Genomic DNA, 23222 nt, shown 5'->3' with positions numbered 1-23222 from the left:
AATGATAGGGAATGCTGAAAATGAGACACACCCCGCCCGTCGCGCCAGCGGATGTTGGTACCGCCGCCGCTTTTCTTAGGCAGCTGGCCGAGGGCTCCCCACTGGACGTCTCTCAGTTCTGGCGCGACGTTGACGCGATGAATATGCCGCTGGTCACGGAGGTGGCCGGCGATCGCAATGCCCGCGAGGTGACTTTTCTGTGGCGCGCGGAGAGGCCGTTACAGGGGGTTTACGTGCGCCTGAACCGCGTGACGGATAAGTCCGACGTTGATAAAGGCCTCATGCGCCGCCTGCCGTCCAGCGATATCTGGATCTTAACCCTGCGCCTGCCGGCGACCTACTGCGGATCATATACGATCGTTGAAATTCCGCAGGGGACCCCGGCCGACGCGCTTTCCCAGCTGGGAGGGCGCTTCTCGCTGCTCTCCGGGCAGGCCGACCCGCTGAATAAGACGCCGGGGATTAACGTGCGAGGCGTCGAGCGGGAGTCCGTACTGGCCCTTGACCAGGCGCCGGCGCAAGATGAATGGGCGCGGGGGCCGCATTGTTTTTCCGGCAGCCTGAGCGTTTCCCAGCGCGCTATCGCCGGACGGAAGCGCCGCGTACGCCTATATCTACCGGATGTTCCCGCAGCCCAGCCTCTTGGCATGCTGGTACTGCCGGATGGCGAAACCTGGTTCGATCACGTCGGCGTGGCGCCGGCGATTGACGCCGCGATTAACAATGGCCGCATTCCTCCCGTGGCGGTACTCGGCGTGGATAACGTGGATGAGCGCGATCGTACCGAAATCCTCGGTGGACGCCGCGAGCTGGTGCTCGACATTGCCTGCCGCCTGCTGCCTGAGGTTATGGCGGAACAGGCGCATCGCTGTTGGGCGGGCCGTTCGCAGACCGTTCTGGCGGGGCAGAGCCTGGGCGGCGTGACCGCGTTGATGGCGGCCCGTCATGCGGCGGATACCTTCGGCCTGGTACTGTGTCACTCTCCATCGATGTGGTGGACGCCGGACGGCAGCGGTCGTCCTTTTCTGTTTTCCTCCAGCGATACCTCCTGGGTGAGCGAACATCTGCTCTCCGCGCCTCCGCAGACGGTGCGCGTTAGGCTATGCGTCGGATCCTTAGAGGGCTCGACGGTTCCGCACGTGCAGCAACTGCACCAGCGGCTGCTTGCCGCGGGCGTCGATAGCCGCTGCGCCATTTATACCGGCGGTCATGATTATGCATGGTGGCGGGGCGCCCTCATCGACGGCCTGGCCCTGCTGTCGTCGTAAGGGGTTCCGCGGACCCTGACAGGTCACGCAACAGAATGGTGTATTCCCGGAAGCGGGCTGAGTGAGGATTAGCCTGTCGTGATGGCAGAAGGGCGGCGGCAGGGGAGACCCGTCCGCCGCCTTATCTGTCACGCTATGCTGTTATCAGAAGTGCAGTCCCACCTGCATATAGTAGGTACGCCCGGGTTCGTTATAGGTATTTGCCCCGGCGCCCCACAGCCAGGCGCCCGTGGTGGCGTTGCCGGTACTCTGGGCGTTGCCTTCGCGGAAGTGGCGCTTGTCGAACAGGTTATCGATCCCCGCCGTCACGTCGAGGTTCTTCGTCACGGCATAGGTTGCGCTCATCCCCACCAGCGCATAAGGCGATACCTGACGGGTTTCGCTGCCTGACGTTGGAACTCCCTGATAATTATATTTTTTCGGTTTCTGCCGACCGTACCATGTCAACATCCCCTGCACCGACAGATCGTTGGTGGCCTGCCACTCCAGCGTCGAGTTGATGGTGTATTTGGGAATCACCGACAGGTAATCGCCGTTCTGCTTGTTTTTGTTCTCGATAATATAGGTGAAGTTGTTGTTCATCTTCAGCGTGTCGGTGATCGGGAAGTTGAAGGTTCCTTCCAGCCCCTGTACGACCGCTTTGGGCACATTTTCCCATTGATAGATATTGGCGGTGCCGTTGTTGGTTGTTGGCGTGTAGCCGGCTTCAACCTTGTCATGATAGTCGTTACGGTACCAGGTCAACCCGGCCTGCACGTCGTCATGGTTGTATTCAATGCCGATCTCTTTATTGACGCTGGTTTCCGCTTTCAGGTCGTTATTACCCTGCAGGTAGCAGGCGCCGCCGCCGTAGCAGCCCTGGCCTTTACTGTAGAGCAGGTAGTTAGGGTTGGTCTGATACAGGTTTGGCGCTTTCCACGCCCGGGCGATGCCGAGCTTCAGCGTGAAGTCGCTGCCCAGCTCCTGGGAGAGGTTCAGCGCCGGGCTCCAGTTACTGCCGCTGATGTTCTGGTGGTTGAAGCGGATGCCTGGGGTCAGGCGGGTCGTGTCGGTCAGCTCGATGTTATCTTCGGCGAAGATGCCATAAATATCGGCTGAGCTGTATTTGCTCCGATCGGTGTCGGCAATCCCGGGAACCGAGCCGCCGCCGCTGGTGGATTCGGTATTCGATGCGGGATCTTTCATCGCCTGGTGGTTAAACTCCGCGCCGAGGGTCAGAGTCTGGTTGACCCACAGATCAAGCGGGATATTCACATCCGAGTGCAGGTTGGTGTCATACAGCGTAATGGTCGAAAACCCTTCATTGGCAGGGCTGAAAATCCCCGCGATACCGCCGGAAAGGCCCTCGTTGAGTCGGGTATTACGCGTTTTTTCAAACTGCACGTAGTTATTGGTGGTGACGCCGCTGTCCCAGGCGCCGGTATATTTCAGGTTAAGGGTCTGGCGGTAGAGAACGTTGGTTTCTTTGCCGTAATATTTTTTCACCAGCGCATTGCTGTTGGTGTTTTGCGTGTCACCGGCGTAGAGGTTGCCCTGGCGACTGTAGCCCGCCCCCAGCTCCAGCGCCTGCATTGGCATAAATTCCCAGCGCAGAACCGAATTGATGTCCTTATTGATAAAGCCTTCACGGCCGGAAGGATAGGTACCGGCGTAAGTCCCGGTACGCGGAGTCGTATGGCTTTCGTTGATATCCTGGGCATCGGCCTGGGTTTTATTCCAGTTACCGTAGAGGCGCAGGGTCAGGTTATCGGCCAGCGCGCCGCTTAAGCTGCCGTTGTAGCGTTTGGTGCTGCCTTCAGATTTATGCTGCGGAACGTTGTAATAGGTGTTGAAGCTGCCGTGCCATTCGTCCGTGGCGGGCTTAGTGATGATATTCACCACTCCGCCCATTGCGCCGCTGCCGTACATTGCTGCAGCCGGGCCGCGAATGACCTCGATGCGCTCGATCATTTCCGGCGGCACCCAGTTGGTATCGCCGCGGGTATCGCGTTCATCGCTCCAGCCGTAGCGCACCGAGTTGCGGCTGGAGACCGGCATGCCGTCAACCAGGATCAGAGTATTTTCGGGGCCCATGCCGCGGATATCAATCTGGCGGTTATTTCCGCGCTGCCCGCTATTTGAGTTACCCGTGAGGTTAACGCCCGGCATGGTGCGGATAATTTCAGCGACGTCGCGCTGAATGGGGTGTTTTTTGATGGCCTCGCTATCAATGATGGAGACCCCCGGCGCCTGCAGCGTTTGCTCTTTGGCCGTTACGACCATGGTTTCGTCATTATTTTGGCTTTTGTCGCGGAGAACCTGTTTTTCATCAGGGTGACTGCCGTTTGGTTGTGCTGCTTTCTGGTCCGTCGCTGTATTGGCTTCATCTGCCTGTACCGCAGGAATTGCCAGACACCCCGCGATGAGCGATCCCAAAAGCGAGTATTTAAATGTATTTTTTATCATAATATTAACCACTTGCCATTGTTAAGAAAAAAAAGACGCGCAAATAATTTATTGGCAATGGTTATCATTTGCAACAAATTAATGATAATCATTATCGCTTGATTGGCGGGAGAGTGCGGAGATTTTCCGCAACCGGGTATTTAACAGATAAAAATCTGCCTGATATTTAAAGAAAATTAGCAGAGCTGCACCGGTGCAGAACAGGGAAGAGGAGATGAAACACCGCGTCCTGCATGTTGCATCAGGTTTGCTGCATAAGCTGTTCTGGCATACAGGCAATCTGCGGCAGCGGGGGGCATCCGTGCAGCCAGAATTGGGCCTGGATAAACGCGATCGCTACGATCGGCATATATCGCATGGGGCTGGCATTTCTCTAATGCTCTGAACCATCCTCAGAAATGCACTCAGAGGAAGGTCGCCAGGGATTTGTAACGTTTACAGGAGAGAAGTGGTTTACATTGCGGGTACCGTCAATGATCTGGATGACTCACGCCGATAATTCAGCATGAATGCTTCGACTTCTATCGCATCGTCGGCGTGAGGCGCCTTAGAGGATGAGTAAGAGGCGCTGATGATGAACGCCATACCGAGCCTGCCAGGTTCATAACTTATGATTGCTTAATGAGAATGATATTGAAGCCTTCCCACCGCTGCTACCAGTCAGTTCTCGCTCAATAACTTCGTTCTGATGTTTTAATACCCCTCTTTTGCGAAGGAGAACCTGAATCTGTTAATAGCTCAGGTAACCAGGCATGTTTTATTTATGTCACCCCTCATTGTTGTGGATGTATAAAAACCAGGCATGTTGTGGACGTTAAAACATGTATTTTCAAGCTGTGTTTTAATTGGCTTACCCTACCAAATATGGGGGTGTGATGTCAGGGGATGATTTTTTGGGATTATTCTCATTTTATGTAAATGGATATTTCTGACTGGGGTGTTGATTAATTTTAAATTAATTAATGGCCAATTAAGTGTTAATAATCAATGGTTTGAAAATTGATTATGATGGCAATAGTTGTTTGTTTAAATCGGGTTGAGGCAGCGGCTTCGCGCGCCGGGGAATCCATTAATGAGATAAATCCTAAATGTTGTTGCGCTGTAATGGAATTGTGTTCTCGATCTATTTGTTGAGTTGAATTGACCGTCTCGTTCTGTAAAATTGTGTGGCGATAGTTAATGAAATGTAATGGTTGACAGGGGCTTTGTACGCAAAGACTCGTGCGGTAGCCATGTCTGTTGCCAGCAAAAATGACCTTTTGCCTTCGGTGGATAAGGATATTAAAACGACCTGTTGGCCGCTAAAAATATCTTTATATAATAATAGAGTTGCGATGGAAAAGCAGATGAAAATGCGAATGTTTGTAGCCGCCATAATTGCGGTCGGCCTGGCTGGGTGTGAAGCTCCGCCGAAGCCACAAATTACCGATGATACAATTGAAACGAGCCAGATTAATGGCGTGACGCTAACCCACCGACATATCGTTGTGCCGCCGACTGAATTCACGCCGATTAACGCTGCATATCGTGCGCTATATTCCGCCGCGGTTATGAGTCGTCCAGGATATGGCGGGAAAGTGATTGTTCAGTTAGTTCCAGGCGCAAACTATATTGCCCTCGGTCAGGCGGAAGGCTCATGGATTGCATTGGCTAATGATGGTCAGACCGATCTTATCGGCTATGCTCCGGCCAATGCCGTCGTGAAAAGTGAGCTCTATGATAAAACCATAAACGAGCAGTCAAAGCGCCCAAAAGCGCGCAAGAAAGCGACCTGCGTGAACGTTGATGGTAATACCAAAGCCTGTAAAAACGGCAATAATGGTACCTGGATTCTGGATTAATCCCGCCTTTACGAGCGACACCGTATGAACAATAACTCTTATTTTCGCCGGGGCTTTCTGGCGTTTTATTGGTTTATTTTTGCATTGATTAGTGGTTGTGGCTCGTCTTCACACAGCGACCCCGCCCGATACAATCTTCGATTTCAGGCCCACCCGCAAATTAACAGTTCTGCGCCGTTGAAGGTCAGAGTGTTATTGCTGAAATCTGATGCTGAATTCATGTCCTCAGATTTCTACTCCTTACAGAATAACGCGCAGACGGTACTGGCTGCCAACCTGCTTAATAGTGATGAGTTTTTCCTGATGCCGGGGCAGCTATCCAGGACCCTGAGCGGGCAAAATTCGTCAGAGGTGCGTTATATCGGGGTTATGGCGGAATACCAGTCTTTAGATGGTAAAAAGTGGCGCATATCCCTCCCCCTTCCCGATCCGGGTGAAACACCTTTCTGGCAGTTCTGGAAACTGTCGACGAATGAACTGCAGGCAAGTCTTTATCTTGACGTAAATGGGATCCGCGTCGTCAAGCAATAACGCGAGTTCTTACAGGAAATTAGCATGAATAAAGCAGAAAAAGTGGTCTGGACAGAAGGTATGTTTTTACGTCCGCATCACTTCCAGCGGGCGGAAAGCTACCTGCAAAACCACATTCGCGAGTGGGGCGGCCTGCAGCGGGCTTACCTTTGGGGCTTTCTCGATTTTGAGCTGGATGAAGCCATGTTACGCCAGGGATGCGTCGCGCTGAGCTCTGCCAGCGGTCTGTTACCTGACGGAACGTTCTTCCAGTTCCGCGACAGTCGCCAGGGACCGAAGCCATTGACGGTCGCGGATAATACTGCCGGTGAAAAAGTGGTTCTGGCGCTACCGGTGCGCCGCAGCGGACGTGAAGAGGTTATCTTCAGCGAAGAAAAGGATTCGCTGGCGCGTTTTCTCGCCTTCGAGCAGGAGGTGGCGGACGATAATGCGCTCTCCGTCGGTGACGCTACCGTACAATTTGGCCGTCAGCGTCTGCAACTGATGCTGGAGAAGGATTTAACGGCTGAATGGACCGCGATTGGCGTCGCCTTTATTGTTGAAAAACGCAATGACAATCATGTTCGTCTGGACAATGGCTATATCGCGCCCATGCTAAACGGCACGAATCATCCGCTACTCTACGGCATGGTTAACGATCTGCACGGTCTGCTGGCCCAACGCAGCCAGCAAATCGCCGGTCGTCTGCGCCAGCCCGGGCGGTTTAATACCTCGGAGTTAATTGAATTTACCTTGCTGTCGCTGGTGAACCGTCATCTGGGACACCTCGCACATCTTAAAAACCTGCCGCTGATTCACCCCGAAGCACTGTGGAATAGCTGGCTACCCTTTGCGAGCGAACTGGCGACCTGGACCGCCCAGAGAACGCTGGAAGGGACATTACCGGTGTATGACCACGACGATCTGGCGAGTTGTTTCGGCAAGCTGGTGCTGCTGTTGCGTCAGGGGCTATCGATGGTGATGGAAGAAAATGCGATTCAGCTACCGCTGACCGAACGTTCACATGGCCTGAATATCGCCACCGTTCCGGATACCAGCATGGTGCGTGAGTTCGGCTTCGTCCTGGCGGTAAAAGCCAGCGTACCGGGAGAAATGCTGCAAACGCACTTCCCTGCGCAGATGAAAGTCGCACCGGTGACTAAAATTCGCGATCTGGTACAACTCCAGCTGCCTGGGCTGATGCTACGCGCGATGCCCGCCGCGCCGCCGCAAATTCCCTGGCACGCAGGTTATAACTACTTCGAGCTGGAGAAGGGGGGGGAGCTCTGGAGTGAAATGGAAAAATCAGGCGCTTTCGCTCTTCACCTTGCGGGTGAATTCCCGGGCCTTGATATGGAGTTTTGGGCTATCCGTAGTCCGACAGAATAATAAAGCGAGCGCTCATTATGCAGGAACAACAGGCCCCCGGTAGCAACCCCTCCGGTAGCGGAACAAGTGGCAATAATCCCCTGGTTGCGGCCGCCAACCCTTTGCTAAATGCGATACCACAAATCCGCCACTCCGTATCCCATGACGATCAGGCCGGGCTGCGTCAGCGGCTGATTGACGAAATCCGTCGTTTTGAAGTGCGATGTCAGCAGGCCGGATTGCCCTATGAAGTGATCGTTGGTGCTCGCTACTGCCTGTGTACCGCCCTGGATGAAGCGGCGGCCCTCACTCCGTGGGGAAGCCGCGGGGTGTGGTCCGGCGGCGGCCTGCTGGTGACCTTCCATAATGAAACCTGGGGCGGGGAAAAATTTTTCCAGCTGCTGGCGCGGCTGTCGCAGAACCCCCGCGAACACATCAATCTGCTGGAGCTCATCAACTACTGCCTGCTGCTCGGCTTTGAGGGGCGTTACCGGGTAATGGATAACGGCCGCACGCAGCTGGAAACCATTAAGCAGCGGCTGTGGCAGATGATCTGCGGCGTGCGCGGTAACTATGCGCCGCCGCTTTCCGTGCACGGTGAAGACCGGCCGGTACTACGCAAATTGTGGCGACCTGTCGTGCCGCTTTGGGCCTGCGTCGCCCTGGCCGGATTTGTCGCCTGCCTTTTTTACATCATTCTTAACTGGCGATTGGGTGACGGGACCAACCCGGTACTGGCGAAAATTTATCAAACCCCGCTCCCGGAAGCCTCTATCCAGCAGCCGGCGGAAAAACTACCGGCGGTGCTGAACCTGCGCGGCTTCTTGCGCCCTGAAATCGATGCAGGGCTGGTGGCGGTACGCGATGAAGCCGATCGCAGCGTGGTTATCCTGAAGGGCGATGGACTGTTCGCTTCCGCCTCGACGGTCGTACGCGATCGCCATGATAGGGTTATTGATCGCGTCGCGCAGGCAATGGATAACGTCAGCGGGCGAATACTGGTGGTGGGATACAGCGACAACGTGCCGATTCGCAGTGCGCGTTTTGCCTCCAACTATGAGCTCTCGCTGGAGCGTGCCCGCTCGGTACAGAAACAGCTGCAAAAACACCTATCGCAACCTGAGCGGGTGAAAGCCGAGGGGCGCGGTGAAATGAACCCGATTGTCCCCAACACGACCCCTGAGAACCGCGCCCGTAACCGCCGCGTGGAAATTACTCTGCTGGTGTCGCCAGATAACACCCAGGCTGAGCTGAACGGATTGCCCCAAGGAAATTAAGGATGCTGACACTTCTCCTTTCCATACTGACCAACCGACTGCTGTGGGGCTTCCTCGGCGCCACGGCTGTTGCGGCGGTAATCTGGATGATTGGACCGCTGCTGTCCATCGTCGATACCCGGCCGCTGGAATCTGAACAAAACCGCGCGATTACCATTGCGGTGGTCTACCTCCTCTGGGCGCAAAGCCATATTGTTCCACGCCTGTACAATGCCTGGCTCAATCGCAAACTGATGGACAATTTGCAGGAAGAGGGCAAACAGCCGGCATCTGGGGAGCCACAGCAGCGTCTGAACAGTGAGGATCAGATCCTCGCTGAACGGTTTGACGAAGCCGCGCAGATGCTGAAAAAAGCCCATTTCAGCAAAGCCGGCAGTAGCCATGCGCAATGGACCCAGCGTTTCAGCACCCAATATCTTTATCAGCTTCCGTGGTATGTGATTATCGGCGCCTCCGGCTCCGGGAAAACGACCGCACTGGCCAATTCAGGGCTGCAGTTCCCGCTGGCCGACCGCTTTGGTAAAACGGCGCTGCGCGGAATTGGCGGCACTCGTCACTGCGACTGGTGGTTTACGAACGAAGCCGTTTTGCTGGATACCGCCGGGCGTTACACCACCCAGGAGAGCGAGCAGGCTCAGGATGCCGCTGAATGGCTGAAATTTATCGGGCTGCTGCGCAAATATCGCCGTCGCCAGCCAATCAATGGTGTGGTGGTGACGATCAGTATTTCCGACCTGCTGAGCCAGTCAACAGAAGCATCGCGGCAGCAGGCGGTCAACCTGCGCCTGCGCCTGTCGGAGCTGCATGAGCAGCTTGGGATCCGCTTCCCGGTATATGTACTGGTGACCAAGGCGGATCTCTTAAAAGGCTTCCGCGCCTGGTTTGCCGGCTACGATAAGGCGCAACGCGATCAGATTTGGGGGTTCACCTTTCCCTGGGAGCAGGCAAAACTGGCCGACTTCGATCTGATGGGCAGCTTTGCGCAGGAGTTTTCTTTGTTGCAACAGCGGCTGGAGGCCGGCCTGCCGGAAACCATGCTGAAAGAGCATGATGCAAAAACCCGTGCCGAAGCGTGGCTGTTCCCGCAGGAGTTTGCCGCCTTGCGTCCGTTGCTGGCTGACTATCTGAGTACCGTTTTTGCGCGGTCCAATTTCGAAACGGAATTCTCCCCGCGCGGCATCTATTTCGCCAGCGGGACGCAGGAGGGGCTGCCGTTCGACCGGGTGATGGGCGAACTTAATCGCTCGCTCTCACTACCCGAGGCGAATGAGAACGACAGCTGGGATTCGGTCAGCAAAGAGGCACCGATCCCCGGCGGGAAAGGGCAGAGCTACTTTATCAAGAATCTGCTGCAGAACGTGATCTTCCAGGAGGCGGGTATTGCCGGGCAAAACCGCTGGTGGGCCCTGCGCAACCGGGCGTTAATCTGGTCCGGGTATGCGGTATTGGCCGCACTGCTGGTGATTCTTTGCGGCCTGTGGTTAACCAGCTATGGCAAAAACAAAGCCTATCTGCAGGAGGTGCAAGCTAAGGTCCCTCCGCTGGAGCAGCAAAGTAAACAGCTGCAGTATCCTGGCCAGAACGACCTGTTTGCGATGCTACCTCTGCTCAACGGGCTGATTGCGCTTCCGCAAAGCGCCGGGTTTGATGTTAACGATCCGCCGCTCACCCGTCGTATGGGGCTGTATCGCGGCTATGACGTTAGCGACGCTGCGCAGACGCTTTATCAGAAAGCCTTGCAACAAATGCTGCTGCCTCAAGTCGCAATGCGCATAACCACCTGGCTGCGTAATGACAACGGCAGCGATGTGGAATACAGCTATGAGGCGTTGAAAGCCTATCAGATGCTGTATCAACCCAAACAGTATGACGGGAAGTTCCTGCTTTCCTGGATCATGCTGAACCTGCAGCGCAATTTACCGCAGAACATCACCCAGGCGCAGCTACGCCAGCTTGAAGGGCACCTGGCTCAGTTGCTGGAGCCGCAGATACAGTCTTCGCCGTACGCAAAAGACGATGCTCTGGTCGCCAGGGAGCGCGCGCTCATTAACCAGCAGCCTTTATCGACCCGCGTTTACGGGCGGCTCAAGCGGCTGCTGGAACATGACGACAATCTTAAACCGATCTCTCTGGCCACTCTCGGCGGCCCGCAAAGCGAACTGGTGTTCTCGCGTAAAAGCGGGAAATCTGTCAGCGACGGCGTGCCGGGGCTGTATACCCCGGATGGCTACTGGAAGGTATTCAATCAGCAAATCGATAACGTCACCAGCGCCCTGCACGATGATGATGCATGGGTACTGGGCGCCACGACGGCACAGGAAGATAAGCCACAGACCGACAATGCGGTCCGCCAGCTGTATATCCGCGATTTTATTGCCAACTGGGATAGCTTCCTTGCCGATATTCAGCTTAATAACAGCGCCGATCTGTCGTCGCGGATTAATACTGCTCGTCTGCTTTCAGCCAGCAATTCGCCGTTACGCCGTCTGGTGATCAACCTGAGTCAGGTATTGACGCTGTCGCGAGCGGAGCCGGATGCCGGGCAGGGGGCAAAAGAAGAGACGGGGAACCGGGCAACCCGTACCCTTGAAGCGCTGTTCCGCAACGATGACAACCGTTCAGCGCAAGGCGCCGCTATGGCCCAGACGCCGGAGCAGCTGGTTACCGAACATTATGCGCCCCTGATCGAACTGGCTCAGCCGCTGGAAAAAGGCAGCAAAACTATCGTGTTTGATGACTTTCTCAAGCAGGTGGATGAGCTGTATCGCTACCTGACCGCGGTGCAGGATGCGGCTAATAGCGGAATGCAACCGCCGGGCGGCGAGGCGATCGGTCGCTTACAGGCCAGCGCCGGGCGTCTGCCGGGCGGGTTACAAACGATGTTCAGTAAGATGGCGGTCGGTGCCAGCAGCGATACGCAGCGCCGCGATCTCGACAACGTCCGCAAGCGTATTAATGTTGAAGTCGGCGGCTTTTGCCGTCAGGCGATTGCCGGTCGCTATCCGCTGGTGCGCAACGCCAGCAGTGAAGTGACGCCGGATGACCTGGCCCGGATGTTCGCGCCGGGTACCGGGATGATGGACACCTTCTTCCGGGACAATCTGACCAACAAAGTGGATACCACTCAGGCCAACTGGCGCTTTATGCCGGGTATTGACGGGAAAACGTTGCCGGGAAGCGAAGGGTTGCTGCGTCCGTTCCAGCAGGCCCAGTCGATTCGCGACGCGTTTTTTGCCAACGGTGCGACCACGCCGTCATTCAAAGTGACCGTACGCACCATCAGGATGGATAACCGCATTCTTAACCTGACCCTGGATGTCGACGGCCAGCAGCTGCGCTACAGCCATGGCCCGCAGGCGGTGCAGATGATGAGCTGGCCTGGCCCTGGGGGGACCAACCAGGTGCGGATGCAGCTCGGCCTTGCCGATGGCACCACCTCGACGCTGGTAACCGGCGGTGCCTGGGCGCTTAACCGTTTCTTTGATAAAGCACGTACTGCGCCGGGCAGCAGCAGTTTAAGCCGTCAGGCGACGTTCAACGTTGATGGCTACGCGGTCACGCTGGAATTTGCGCCGAACAGCATTCGCAATCCGTTCCAGCTTCCACGTTTCTCATGTCCATAACCGCAAGGAAAGCCGAATGACGAACTCCCCTGCGATGAGCTGGTACGGAAAATTACCCAGTGCCGGCGATTTTTTACAACGTCGCTTCCCGGACATCCTGGTTCGCCAGTGGTCGCAATGGTTCCAGGTTGGCCTGCTGGCCTGGCAACAGGAGCAGCAGCGTAGCGGTAAGCGGCAGTTCAGCAACGCGCCGGTATGGAATTTCATCGTACCGCCGATGCTGAGCGGGCAAATGGTTCAGATGGGTTGTCTGATCCCTGGCCGTGACAGAGTGGGGCGCCAGTATCCGATCTGTGCGCAGATAGCCTTTAATCCGCTGTCCTGGTCACCACAAATACTGGCGCAGGCCGGGGGATGGTATCAGCTGGTTGGACGTATTTTGCTCCATGCCGTCCGCAATGGTTTCTCCGCCGAGCAGTTGGATCAGGCGCTGCTGGCCATTCCGGCTCCGCGAATGGTGTCCCCGGAACAGCGCTCGGAAATCCTGGATGTGATCGGCTATGAAACCGGTGACCAAAGCCCCCTTGGCTGGCAACAGGCGGCGGAATGTTTCGATCCGCAGCGACAGACCAGTTTCTGGTGGACCAACCGCGGAGACGGTTACCCGCTTTATACCCATGTTCACAGCGGAAACCTGACCGGGCAGCTGTTTACGCTGTTATTCGACCCCGCCGGTGGGGCAAGACCGGGGCGGCATGGTCTCTATCCGCCGATGTTTGAATAAGCAGGTATGCAATGAATATTGACGATTTTCTCGCTCCGGTATCGCCGGAGCAGCCCTGCGGGGACAATCTGGAATATGACGCCGATTTTCAGGCCATGGAACAGGCCAGCCAGGGGAAAGCCGAGCAGCAATTTGGCGACACCATTATTCCGGCCGAGCCGGCGGACTGGACCACGGTAGAAAAGCTGGCCGTTAGCCTGCTGGGGCGGACCAAAGATCTGCGCGTCATGCTGGCGTTAACCCACGCGTGGACCAAACGCCGGGGGCTGGCCGGCTACGCGGATGGCCTGCTGCTGGTGCAGCAGGCCCTGTCGCTCTACTGGCCGCAGATGTATCCGCTGCTGGAGGAGTTCGGCGAGACCGATCCCTTTTATCGTATCAACGCCCTGGCAGGAATGAGCGACAAATCTGAGCTGACCACCGCGCTGCGTAACGCCATGCTGTTGCGCAGCAACGGCGATGAGCTGACGCTGCGCGATGCGCAGGCGCTGCTGGATGGCAGTAAAACAGAATGCGCCGGTTATCCCGGCGGGCGTTCGCGATTGATTGATGAACTGGCGCGTGGCGGCCAGCCGGGAATTGAGGCCATCCTCGCCATTCATCAACGTCTGCAGACCATTCGTGAACTGCTGGTGGGCTATCTCAGCGAAAGCGGAGTCCCGGAAATGGAACAGTTGCAAAAGACCGTCGGCGTGGTCGCGAGCGCCTGCCAGGTGACTGACATCTCGGCCTTTCATTCCCCGCGTGAAGAGCCCGTTGTCAGTGAACAGGTCGTGACGCCTGGCGCATCAACGGCGCAGTCGGCTGTCGACTGGCGTAGCGCGCAAATCACGACCCGCGCTGAGGCCCAACTGATGCTGGAAAAGGCGAAGCAGTATTTCTCCCAACATGAACCCAGCCATCCTGCGCCCTTGATGATTGAGCGGGTTCAACGGCTAATTGAACTTGATTTTATGGACATTATTCGCGATCTGGCGCCGGACGGCGTCCATCAGCTGGAAAATATTTTTGGACGTCGCGACTGACGCGTCCAGGTATTATGGCGACAGGCATAAGGTCTGACGCTCAACCTTTACCGCGCATCTTCGATGGAGAACATCATGGCAATAAGTAAGAGTGGGCAGAAATTTATCGCACGTAACCGTGCCCCCCGCGTACAGATCGAGTACGACGTAGAGATTTATGGTGCGGAACGCAAAATCCAGCTTCCGTTTGTGATGGGCGTCATGGCCGATCTGGTCGGTAAACCGGTAGATAACCAGCCTTCTGTCGATGAGCGTAAGTTTCTGGATATCGATATCGATAACTTCGACGAACGCATGAAAGCCCTGAAGCCGCGCGTGGCGTTCCAGGTTGACAATACGCTGACCGACGAGGGCAAGCTGAACGTCGATCTGACCTTCGAGAGTATGGATGACTTTCTGCCGGATGCTATTGCCCGCAAGGTTGAGCCGCTGAACAAGCTGCTGGAAGCGCGAACTCAGCTCTCCAACCTGCTGACCTATATGGACGGTAAAAACGGTGCGGAAGAGCTGATTGCTAAAATTTTGCAGGATCCCACGCTGCTCAAATCCCTGAGCCAGATGCCGAAACAAGATGACAGCGCGAAAGGTAGCGAGGAGTAAGCGATGAGCAACCCGACTCAACAACATGAACACCAGTCCGGCCAGGCGTTCAGCCAGGATGAATTCAGCGCGCTGCTGAGTAAAGAGTTCCGCCCGAAGACTGACCAGGCGCGCTCGGCAGTGGAAAGCGCGGTAAAAACGTTGGCGCAACAGGCGCTGGAAAACACCGTGACGTTTTCCAACGACACCTACCGTACCATTCAGAATCTGATTGCCGGGATTGACGAGCAACTCTCCCGCCAGGTGAACCAGATTATCCATCACGACGAGTTCCAGAAGCTGGAAAGCGCATGGCGCGGGCTGAATTATCTGGTCAGCAACAGCGAAACCGATGAGATGCTCAAAATCCGTTTTATGAGCATCTCTAAACAGGAGCTGGGCCGTACCCTCAAGCGTTATAAAGGGGTGGGTTGGGATCAGAGTCCCATCTTCAAAAAAGTTTATGAGCAGGAGTATGGCCAGTTCGGTGGCGAACCGTTTGGCTGCATCGTCGGCGATTATTATTTCGATCATGGTCCGCAGGATGTGGAGCTGCTCGGCGAAATGGCACGCATTGGTTCGGCCGCTCACTGCCCGTTTATCACCGGTACCGCGCCGGGCGTCATGCAAATGGAGTCCTGGCAGGAGCTGGCGAATCCGCGCGATTTGACCAAAATTTTCCAGAACACCGAATACGCCGCCTGGCGTTCGCTGCGTGAATCGGAAGATGCCCGCTACCTGGGGTTGGTGATGCCGCGTTTCCTCTCCCGGCTGCCATACGGTATTCGCACTAATCCGGTGGATGGTTTTGATTTTGAAGAGCAGACCGACGGTGCGGATCATAACAACTACGCGTGGGCGAACTCTGCCTATGCGATGGCGGCCAATATCAACCGCTCGTTCAAAGAGTTTGGCTGGTGTACCTCTATTCGCGGCGTGGAATCCGGCGGTGCGGTGGAAAATCTGCCGTGTCATACCTTCCCGAGCGATGATGGCGGAGTCGATATGAAATGCCCGACGGAAATCGCCATCAGCGACCGTCGCGAAGCGGAGCTGGCGAAAAACGGTTTTATGCCACTGATTCATCGCAAAAACTCAGATTTCGCTGCCTTTATCGGCGCGCAGTCGCTGCAGAAACCGACGGAATACCACGACGCCGACGCCGCCGCTAACGCACGCCTGGCAGCCCGTCTGCCTTATCTGTTTGCCTGCTGCCGTTTCGCCCACTATCTGAAGTGTATCGTTCGCGACAAAATCGGTTCTTTCCGCGAACGCGACGATATGGAGCGTTGGCTGAATGACTGGGTGATGAACTACGTCGACGGCGATCCGGCGAACTCCTCGCAGGAGACTAAGGCGCGTAAACCGCTGGCCGCTGCGGAGGTCCAGGTCGCCGAGATTGAAGACAATCCGGGTTACTACACCGCCAAATTCTTCCTGCGCCCGCACTACCAGCTGGAAGGGCTGACGGTTTCCCTGCGTCTGGTGTCGAAGCTGCCGTCGCTGAAGACGAAAGATGCGTGATAACTGCCGCCGGGAGACCATGCCCGGCGCTGGCTTTATAGCATGGAAGTTTGAGGGGAAATATGATAGCGCGACCTTCGTTCGTTGCTGCCTGGGCGGCGGCGACACGTATTTACGATGCAAATGATTCTATCGGCAAAGTTAAGCAAGTTATCGGTGGCAAGGTAAGGCACAACTTCGAAATACCGGAAGAGAAGGGCGGGTGGTCAAACAGTTGCGCCGTTCGCATGAGTTATGTTCTGAATTATACCGGGCACTCCGTGCCGCGTATTTCAAATCTCACGGTATCCGGTGCTGATAACAAATGGTACTTCTACCGCGTAAAGGATGTCATTGCCTGGCTGACTCGTCAGTGGGGTAAACCTGACATGATCGTGAGTTATCCGTCTTTACCCGTTCAGCAATTGGCCAACAAAAAGGGCGTAATCCTGTTTGAGGTACAAGGCTGGAGTGACGCCGCGGGGCATGCCACATTCTGGAATGGTTTAACCTGTTCGGATCACTGTTATTTCAATGCGCCGGATACAAATTACACAACGACCAAAGCCAATTTTTGGGAGTTGCCATGAAAAAAATAATTGCTAGTCTGCTATTGCTTACCAGTTCAGCCTCGGTTTATGCAACTGACGATCCGGTGTTATTTTTAAAAAAACTCCCTTATAAGCAGGTCGTCAAAGACGTTGTTCTTTCTCGCTGCCTGGCGCAAGTCTCTGATGATAAAAGCCAGTTTTCTGTGGATGCTGCCCGTAGTGGTAATGCGTTACTGGAATGGGTGCCTTTCGATATTGATAATGGTAATGACAAAATTAATATCCTCATTGATAAATACAAAGGGGCAACCAATGCGTTTCATTCCGAGAGAAAACCAGCAGTACAAGGTGTGACCTTAAACTGTTTACGCCTTTATCACAGCGATGAGCTTAATGAACTGGTGCCACAATTAATTATTGGAAATCCTGAACACACCTGGATTCAGGATAACCCGAAAGAATAAAGACTTCACATTTCTTAATCTATTTAGAAAGGAGTGTCAAGACTGTCAAACGACATCAGTCGTTTGATTTGAGGCAGAGGTAAAATATGGATGGTTTTATTCAGCCCCATGCTTTCCTGTTTGCCATATAAGCGCTTTTTCGAAAGCAATAATTGTCATTAACGAAGAGTAGATATTATGGCTATTGATATGTTCCTGAAGATCGAGGGTGTTACCGGTGAATCGAAAGATTCTAATCACACCGGCTGGACTGATATTACCTCTTTTTCCTGGGGAGCTTCCCAGCCGGGTAATATGAGCGTTGGCGGCGGCGGCGGCGCGGGTAAAGTGAATTTTAACGATCTGCACGTGAACGCGCTGATTGATAAATCCACGACCGCTATCCTTAAGCACTGCTCCAGCGGAAAACACCTGACTAAACTTGAGCTCTCCGTGTGCAAAGCCGGTGGCCAGCAGGTTGAGTACGCGCGAATTACTCTGGAGGACGTGCTGGTGACCTCCGTGCAGTACACCGGTGCCGACAATGGCGATACCGTTGGTGTGACCTATGCTTTCCAGGCTGCGAAAGTCAAACAGCAGTACTGGGAACAGACTTCAGCAGGCGGTAAAGGTGCTGAAAGCAGCTCTGGCTGGAATATCAAAGAGAACAAAGAAGCATAATTGCTGGTCGGGCCAGGGATTTTCCCCGGCCCTTATCTGCCGGCAAGGAAGATAACATGGCAAGTTTGCAGGAGGGGGCGTTCGTCCTCTGACTATCGGTGAAATCGCGTTGGCACGATCTGTTTTCGGTGACGCAATAAAATACTCCGAAGTAAAAGTGCATAATAAAAGCTATCTAAATACCCGGCAATGTCACCAATGGCGCGGTATTCCATGGCAAGCCGGGGAATATGATGTTGCGCTTAAAGTGACGGGTAAAAACGAATCGATTCGCTACGCCGCTCGGTTTGTATTAGAAAAAAACACATCAGGGCAATTTAACATTTCACAGAGTGAATAGTATTTGTTACCCCCAAACGCCGCCGTTCTTATTTCGAGAGCGGCAGCGTTTGAGCGCTAATCATACCAGCAGGAATACGCTATGCGATTCACGATTATTTCGACCAAAGACGGTCACCAGCCGCCGCAGAGCAGCTGCGATTTTTATGCCCCGGGCGGCACTATTGGCCGCGGAAGCGACAATAATCTGGTGCTGCCGGATAACGACCGCGCCATTTCACGTCTGCAGGCGATTGTTCACGTGGCGGCCGACGGCGAATGCCGGATCACCAACCGCGGTAACGTCACCCGGGTGGTGCTCAACGATATCCCGCTGGAGCGCGGGCGCCAGGTTGAACTGCAGGGCGGCGATCTCCTCTCTATTGATGAATACCGGATTAAAGTGAGCGATCTGCTTCAGGACACCCGGCCGATGAGCCATATGGCCACTGGCGAACCGCCACAGGTGAACGCTCGTCCGGTTACAGAATCAACGCCGCAATCTGTGCGTGCCAGGACGGAGAGTACGCCGACGGCGGTGCCAGCGGAAATCTGGGACAGCCTGATGCAGGAGTTTTCCATTTCCGACAGCATCTCCAGTAACCGGGTGAAACCGCAGCCAGCGGCGGCGCATAATCCTTTTGACGAGCCGCAGGCCGCGGAACGTAACCCGGAAGATCCGCTGGCGATGTTCAACGACAGCGAATCGCCGTTTGTCCGTGAAAACATGGCGACTGACAAATTGTTTGCTGATGACACGCCGTTTAACAGCGACGGCATCTTTGCCGATCTCACGCCGACCACGCTGGTCCCGCCGGTGGAATCATCGGTCGAACCGATGATCAAAGGAAGCGAGGAAGAGCTGGATCCGCTGGCACTGTTTGCCGGGGGGGCGACGACGAAAGCGGCGCGTAACGACGATCCGCTGGGGCTGATGGGGGGGGCGCCGCTGACGCCGGTTGAAGCTTTTAGTGCGGCAGAAACGCCCCTCGCGCCACAGCCTGAAGCGTCCTCGGAGCCGGATGCCGCTTTTGACTCCCCGCTGTGTATGCAACAACCGTCGCCGAAGCCGCCTGCCGTGCAGCAGCAAGAGCAGTTGCAAGATGCGCTTCACGCCTCGCCGACGCCGGGAGAGCGCGAAGCGGCAGAGGCTATTCCGTTGCCTACCCCGCAGGCGGTGGTGCGCCACGCCGCGCAGACGCCGAAAGGGCGCCTGCGCATCGACCCCGTAAGCAACGCGTCACCGGCTGACTCCCGGCAGCAGCCTGCAAACGGCGATGTTCTGCAGGGCGAATTACTGGAAGCGCTGCTGGAAGGAATGGGGCTGGGGGATATGCAGCCGGTCCCGCAGTTCGACCGCGAAAATATGCGTCAGCTGGGACAAATGCTAAGCATGTTCTCCCAGGGGACCGTAGCGCTGCTCTCCTCCCGCTCGATTCTGAAACGCGGCGTCAAAGCCGATATGACCATGGTGCTGGATGATGCCAATAATCCGTTCAAACTGCTGCCATCGGGGAAAACGGTACTGATGCAGATGTTTGGCGCGCGGATGCCGGGCTTTATGCCGCCGAAAAAAGCGGTGCGCGATGCGCTGATCGACCTGCAGGCGCACCAACTGGGGATGATTTCCGGGATTCGCGCCATTATCGCCGCCATGCTGCAATCCTTTAATCCGGAGCAACTGGAGGAAGAGGCGAAACGCGATGGCGCCACCTCGCGGCTGGCGCTCCCGGCAAGCCGCAAGGCCGCGCTGTGGGACTATTTTGTCCGTACCTATGGTGAAACCGCCGGTGAGATTGAAGATGATTTTCACACCCTGTTTGGCGAAGCGTTCCTCTATGCGTATGACATGGAAGTGAATCAGTACAAGGACTCACAGAGCGGATCGGAAGAATAATGGACATTACAACGGCCTCACTTTCCCGCCAGGGGACGCGCGCCAGCAACCAGGATCAGACCGGGGAAAACGTCGGCGATCGTTCCGCCTGCTTTGTGGTGTGCGACGGCATCGCCGGCCTTCCCGGGGGCGATGTTGCCGCGGAACTGGCGCGGAATGCCATTCTGACCCGTTTTGATGGTGAAAATCATCTCAATGCGCAGACCATTCGCGAATATGTCCAGGCGGCGAATCGCGCCATCCTCAACGAGCAGCGCGCGACGCCGGATTACCGGCGAATGGGGACCACGCTTGTCAGCCTGTTTATCGATCGTGATTACAAGCTGGCCTACTGGGCACACGCTGGAGACAGCCGTCTGTACCTGTTTCGCCGCGGCTGGCTATACCACGTCACCACCGATCATAGCCTGGTGCAACAGATGAAAGATGCCGGGCACCAGACCGACGAAATCAACAGCAACCTGCTGTATCGGGCGCTGGGCATGGCCAGTGAAGGGCCGGAAGCCAGCTATAGCGATGTCGTACCGGTGGAAGATGGCGATGCCTTTTTACTCTGTACCGACGGTTTCTGGCACTGCGTGGGGGAAGAACAGATGAAATCATCCCTGCAGATGGTGAACACCCCGCAGGAATGGCTGACCTTGATGAACCAAATTATTCAGAAAAACAACGAAGGCGCTCAGGCTTCGCAGGATAACTACAGCGCCGTGGCGGTATGGATGGGGAGTCCGGAGGAGGCGACGTTATTGCATTCGCTCTCGGACGCCGCTCAGTTTTTCCCTCTGCGGGATTGATACAGGCTTACAAGGATTTTTATGAAACTTTGGTTAATGGGCGCGGCGCTGCTCGCCGTCACCGGCGTTACCCAGGCGGAAAACTACCGGATCGTGCAATCGCCTTCGCAAAAGCTGGACGTCTGGATCGATAACATTCAGGGCAACGCCCCGCAGAACTGGTGTGCCAACGAACTGGCGCTGCGCATTGTCGCCAATGGCAACAAAAACGTGAAGGTACTGGCCAACTTTTTGCCGCGGGTAGGTACGCTGCTGGAGCATCAATGCGCGCGTTTACAGCAGGTGAACTGGACGCTGGTGGACGCCAGTAACGGACATATTGCGCAGGGGACCGCGGCAAAAAATAAAAAATGGGCGGTGCAGGTCTCCGCCGATACTGCGGCTGCGCCTCCTCAGGCGCCTGCCGCCCCGGCGCTATTGCCGCCAGCAGATAAAGCTGAAGCGCTCTCTGCCGCCGCCGACCGTACGCCGTGGCAGGAGTTTACCCTGATAGACGGCTGTCGTCTGCGAACCTTCTGGCAGGATAGCGCGAATGCTCCGGCGCTGTTCATTCCGGCGGGTGCGTCGGGAAGCTGCGAGAAAGGCGGTTGGTTGACGGGACGCTATGTGATTAGCCAGCTGAACGACGGCGCGGAGAAACAGAGTACCGTCACCTTTGTCCATGGCTTCCCGGTCATCGGGCTCAATGAGGCCGTTGAACCGAACAAGCTGCTGATTACCGCCGTGAATAATCAACGCATGGTGGTCAGTCACGAACAGGCCACCCAGAGCTGGATGATTCTGCCCTACGTTTCCGCGCAGAACGGCTGGCGGATGGACGGCACGCTGGCGATTGAAATTTCTGCTGAACAGGCCAACGACGCCGCCCGCCTGCAGGCGCGCGTTGATGCGGTGCGCAAAGTCTGGACTCCGTGGCTGGCACCAGAGACCAAATTAAACGTGGTGCTCATCGATGGGCTGCATCCTCTGTTACGTAACCCGGCGGCGAGCGCCTACCGCGCAGCGCATTAAGGAGCGCCTATGAACACGCTTTATCAACGGCTGGCGGGCGAGTCCGTCGCCTCTGCGCTACAGCGCCTGGAAAATGAGATCAAAGCGGATCCCGCAGACGCCGATCTGCGGGCGGCGTTTGTGCAGTTTCTGTGCCTCAGCGGTAACTGGTCGCGAGCGCAGAGGCAACTGAAAAGCTGGCTGGCGCTGAAACCGCAGGCCCGGCCTACCGTTACCTTGCTGGAACACACCCTGCAGGGGGAACAACAACGCGCTGAAGTGCTGGCTGGCCGGGCGCAGCCACATATGCCTGAACACCCGTGGCCGTGGCTGGCGACGCTGGTCTCGGCGCTGGCTCAGCCGCCGGAAGCGGCTCATCAGCAGCGGCTTCATGCGTTTGAAGAGGCGGAAGCTAACCCCGGCGAACTCGGGTTCCCGGAAGGTCAGGCGCAGCCGTTTGCCTGGCTGATGGACGGCGATGCCCGTCTGGGGCCGGTTTGCGAGGTTATTGTTAACGGTCGTTACTTCTGGTTGCCGTTTAGCGCCATCGCGGAGATCCGTTTTCAGGCTCCGGCCAGCGTTACCGACCTGGTGTGGCGGCATGCGCTGGTGCGTTTGCGTGATGGCAGCGAACAGGTCTGCCAGATCCCGGCGCGTTACCCTCTGACCCCGGCATCAGAAGAACGTTTTATGCTGGCCCGGGCGACGGAGTGGCAGGCGCTGGATGAGGAGGGGATGTTGTATCAGGGACACGGACAGAAAGTGTGGCTCAACGATAGCGCAGAGTTCCCGCTGCTGACGTTAGAAGTGGTGACCTTTGAATGAATAAATCGCTTCGCGATGGCGATGTACTGCTCAGCGGCTGGCAGGCGCGCAGTAAAAAAGAGACGGTGGGCGCACGGGATAAAATGCAGCCTTCGCTGCTTGATCGCCTGACGGACAACCACCCGCAGACGCAGCAAGAGTCGGTTAACAGCAATTTGATTACCCACACGACCTTGCGTCGTCACGTATTGCGCGATCTTCAATGGCTATTTAACACCATCAACCATAGCGACCCGCAGACGCTGGCCGAGCTGGCGCACGTTCGCCGTTCGGTTGTCAACTTCGGCGTTGCGCCGCTGGCCGGGAAGCGGATGTCGGATATTGAATGGCAGGATATTCAGCGCAAATTAACCGAAGCCATTCTCAACTTTGAACCGCGCATCCTGCCACAGGGGCTGCAGGTGCGCTGCGTTTCCGATCCCCGCTCGCTGGATCTGCATAACGTGCTATCCATCGAGATTAAGGGGCGTTTGTGGTGCGTACCGTACCCGCTGGAGTTTTTGTTTCGTAGCGATGTGGATCTTGAGAATGGTCATTTTGAATTAAAAGACGCGGGGTAA

General features: G+C 55.9%; 19 protein-coding genes and 1 pseudogene. 19 read left to right on the top strand and 1 reads right to left on the bottom strand.

The genetic code is table 11. The features are described 5' to 3' along the window. Positions 1–20: 20 nt before the first annotated feature. The gene (locus ACI2JR_RS07175) at positions 21–1268 is read left to right on the top strand and encodes an alpha/beta hydrolase-fold protein (protein ID WP_462478220.1); all 1248 of its coding nucleotides are present in this window, start codon (positions 21–23) and stop codon (positions 1266–1268) included. A 144-nt stretch (positions 1269–1412) separates the two neighbouring features. Here the strand turns inward: ACI2JR_RS07175 and ACI2JR_RS07170 are convergent, their stop codons facing one another. Beyond that, the gene (locus ACI2JR_RS07170) at positions 1413–3713 is read right to left on the bottom strand and encodes a TonB-dependent siderophore receptor (protein WP_132727319.1); all 2301 of its coding nucleotides are present in this window, start codon (positions 3711–3713) and stop codon (positions 1413–1415) included. Between the two features lie 1346 nt (positions 3714–5059). Here ACI2JR_RS07170 and ACI2JR_RS07165 point away from each other — a divergent pair. From ACI2JR_RS07165 to tssE, 18 genes and pseudogenes are all read left to right on the top strand, one after another. Further along, entirely contained in the window at positions 5060–5554 is a 495-nt protein-coding gene (locus ACI2JR_RS07165; protein ID WP_132728119.1) for an SH3 domain-containing protein, read from the top strand. Between the two features lie 24 nt (positions 5555–5578). Further along, entirely contained in the window at positions 5579–6085 is a 507-nt protein-coding gene (tssJ, locus tag ACI2JR_RS07160; protein WP_132727317.1) for a type VI secretion system lipoprotein TssJ, read from the top strand. A 24-nt stretch (positions 6086–6109) separates the two neighbouring features. Beyond that, positions 6110–7453 (top strand): type VI secretion system baseplate subunit TssK, encoded by a 1344-nt coding sequence (gene tssK, locus ACI2JR_RS07155; RefSeq protein WP_132727315.1) that lies wholly within the window; start codon positions 6110–6112, stop codon positions 7451–7453. A 17-nt stretch (positions 7454–7470) separates the two neighbouring features. Continuing rightward, positions 7471–8709: a DotU family type VI secretion system protein gene (locus tag ACI2JR_RS07150; protein ID WP_462478219.1), complete on the top strand. Its 1239-nt coding sequence runs from the start codon at positions 7471–7473 to the stop codon at positions 8707–8709. A 2-nt stretch (positions 8710–8711) separates the two neighbouring features. Next, entirely contained in the window at positions 8712–12332 is a 3621-nt protein-coding gene (gene tssM, locus ACI2JR_RS07145; RefSeq protein WP_462478218.1) for a type VI secretion system membrane subunit TssM, read from the top strand. 16 nt (positions 12333–12348) lie between these two features. Then, the gene (tagF, locus tag ACI2JR_RS07140; RefSeq protein ID WP_462478217.1) at positions 12349–13056 is read left to right on the top strand and encodes a type VI secretion system-associated protein TagF; all 708 of its coding nucleotides are present in this window, start codon (positions 12349–12351) and stop codon (positions 13054–13056) included. An 11-nt stretch (positions 13057–13067) separates the two neighbouring features. Continuing rightward, positions 13068–14081 carry a type VI secretion system protein TssA gene (gene tssA / locus ACI2JR_RS07135; protein WP_462478216.1) on the top strand — a complete coding sequence of 338 codons (1014 nt, stop codon included), beginning with the start codon at positions 13068–13070 and terminating at the stop codon, positions 14079–14081. Positions 14082–14156: 75 nt separating this feature from the next. Next, positions 14157–14681: a type VI secretion system contractile sheath small subunit gene (tssB, locus tag ACI2JR_RS07130; RefSeq protein ID WP_132727301.1), complete on the top strand. Its 525-nt coding sequence runs from the start codon at positions 14157–14159 to the stop codon at positions 14679–14681. Positions 14682–14684: 3 nt separating this feature from the next. Continuing rightward, on the top strand, positions 14685–16184 hold the full coding sequence (tssC, locus tag ACI2JR_RS07125; protein ID WP_132727298.1) for a type VI secretion system contractile sheath large subunit: 1500 nt from the start codon (positions 14685–14687) through the stop codon (positions 16182–16184). Between the two features lie 62 nt (positions 16185–16246). Next, complete coding sequence (locus ACI2JR_RS07120; RefSeq protein WP_132727295.1) at positions 16247–16753, top strand: type VI secretion system amidase effector protein Tae4; 507 nt, start codon at positions 16247–16249, stop codon at positions 16751–16753. Continuing rightward, positions 16750–17178 carry a T6SS amidase immunity protein Tai4 family protein gene (locus tag ACI2JR_RS07115; RefSeq protein ID WP_132727292.1) on the top strand — a complete coding sequence of 143 codons (429 nt, stop codon included), beginning with the start codon at positions 16750–16752 and terminating at the stop codon, positions 17176–17178. Before ACI2JR_RS07120 ends, ACI2JR_RS07115 begins: the two co-directional genes overlap by 4 nt. A 177-nt stretch (positions 17179–17355) precedes the next feature. Then, positions 17356–17838 carry an Hcp family type VI secretion system effector gene (locus ACI2JR_RS07110; RefSeq protein WP_132727289.1) on the top strand — a complete coding sequence of 161 codons (483 nt, stop codon included), beginning with the start codon at positions 17356–17358 and terminating at the stop codon, positions 17836–17838. 175 nt (positions 17839–18013) lie between these two features. Further along, positions 18014–18178 (top strand): annotated as a pseudogene (locus tag ACI2JR_RS07105) (lipoprotein); the annotation flags it as partial. Positions 18179–18259: 81 nt separating this feature from the next. Continuing rightward, positions 18260–20053, top strand: coding sequence for a type VI secretion system-associated FHA domain protein TagH (gene tagH / locus ACI2JR_RS07100; protein ID WP_462478215.1), 1794 nt, complete (start codon positions 18260–18262; stop codon positions 20051–20053). Further along, positions 20053–20847 carry a PP2C family protein-serine/threonine phosphatase gene (locus tag ACI2JR_RS07095; protein ID WP_132727283.1) on the top strand — a complete coding sequence of 265 codons (795 nt, stop codon included), beginning with the start codon at positions 20053–20055 and terminating at the stop codon, positions 20845–20847. Before tagH ends, ACI2JR_RS07095 begins: the two co-directional genes overlap by 1 nt. Before the next feature lie 21 nt (positions 20848–20868). Further along, the gene (locus tag ACI2JR_RS07090) at positions 20869–21858 is read left to right on the top strand and encodes a hypothetical protein (RefSeq protein ID WP_132727280.1); all 990 of its coding nucleotides are present in this window, start codon (positions 20869–20871) and stop codon (positions 21856–21858) included. A 9-nt stretch (positions 21859–21867) separates the two neighbouring features. After that, positions 21868–22662, top strand: a complete 795-nt coding sequence (locus ACI2JR_RS07085; protein ID WP_462478214.1) for a type VI secretion system accessory protein TagJ — start codon at positions 21868–21870, stop codon at positions 22660–22662. Further along, positions 22659–23222 carry a type VI secretion system baseplate subunit TssE gene (tssE, locus tag ACI2JR_RS07080; RefSeq protein WP_132727274.1) on the top strand — a complete coding sequence of 188 codons (564 nt, stop codon included), beginning with the start codon at positions 22659–22661 and terminating at the stop codon, positions 23220–23222. The genes ACI2JR_RS07085 and tssE overlap by 4 nt, the downstream gene beginning before the upstream one ends.

The organism is Klebsiella sp. NPDC088457 (assembly GCF_044900465.1).
Lineage (GTDB): Bacteria > Pseudomonadota > Gammaproteobacteria > Enterobacterales > Enterobacteriaceae > Klebsiella.
The sequence above is the reverse complement of the archived record's forward strand: the minus strand, read 5'-3'. Positions and strand labels throughout refer to the sequence as shown.

Coding starts and splice junctions, on each gene's coding strand:
- ACI2JR_RS07175 (WP_462478220.1), top strand. CDS start 21: ATGAGACACACCCCGCCCGTCGCGCCAGCGGATGTTGGTACCGCCGCC.
- ACI2JR_RS07170 (WP_132727319.1), bottom strand. CDS start 3,713: ATGATAAAAAATACATTTAAATACTCGCTTTTGGGATCGCTCATCGCG.
- ACI2JR_RS07165 (WP_132728119.1), top strand. CDS start 5,060: ATGAAAATGCGAATGTTTGTAGCCGCCATAATTGCGGTCGGCCTGGCT.
- tssJ (WP_132727317.1), top strand. CDS start 5,579: ATGAACAATAACTCTTATTTTCGCCGGGGCTTTCTGGCGTTTTATTGG.
- tssK (WP_132727315.1), top strand. CDS start 6,110: ATGAATAAAGCAGAAAAAGTGGTCTGGACAGAAGGTATGTTTTTACGT.
- ACI2JR_RS07150 (WP_462478219.1), top strand. CDS start 7,471: ATGCAGGAACAACAGGCCCCCGGTAGCAACCCCTCCGGTAGCGGAACA.
- tssM (WP_462478218.1), top strand. CDS start 8,712: ATGCTGACACTTCTCCTTTCCATACTGACCAACCGACTGCTGTGGGGC.
- tagF (WP_462478217.1), top strand. CDS start 12,349: ATGACGAACTCCCCTGCGATGAGCTGGTACGGAAAATTACCCAGTGCC.
- tssA (WP_462478216.1), top strand. CDS start 13,068: ATGAATATTGACGATTTTCTCGCTCCGGTATCGCCGGAGCAGCCCTGC.
- tssB (WP_132727301.1), top strand. CDS start 14,157: ATGGCAATAAGTAAGAGTGGGCAGAAATTTATCGCACGTAACCGTGCC.
- tssC (WP_132727298.1), top strand. CDS start 14,685: ATGAGCAACCCGACTCAACAACATGAACACCAGTCCGGCCAGGCGTTC.
- ACI2JR_RS07120 (WP_132727295.1), top strand. CDS start 16,247: ATGATAGCGCGACCTTCGTTCGTTGCTGCCTGGGCGGCGGCGACACGT.
- ACI2JR_RS07115 (WP_132727292.1), top strand. CDS start 16,750: ATGAAAAAAATAATTGCTAGTCTGCTATTGCTTACCAGTTCAGCCTCG.
- ACI2JR_RS07110 (WP_132727289.1), top strand. CDS start 17,356: ATGGCTATTGATATGTTCCTGAAGATCGAGGGTGTTACCGGTGAATCG.
- tagH (WP_462478215.1), top strand. CDS start 18,260: ATGCGATTCACGATTATTTCGACCAAAGACGGTCACCAGCCGCCGCAG.
- ACI2JR_RS07095 (WP_132727283.1), top strand. CDS start 20,053: ATGGACATTACAACGGCCTCACTTTCCCGCCAGGGGACGCGCGCCAGC.
- ACI2JR_RS07090 (WP_132727280.1), top strand. CDS start 20,869: ATGAAACTTTGGTTAATGGGCGCGGCGCTGCTCGCCGTCACCGGCGTT.
- ACI2JR_RS07085 (WP_462478214.1), top strand. CDS start 21,868: ATGAACACGCTTTATCAACGGCTGGCGGGCGAGTCCGTCGCCTCTGCG.
- tssE (WP_132727274.1), top strand. CDS start 22,659: ATGAATAAATCGCTTCGCGATGGCGATGTACTGCTCAGCGGCTGGCAG.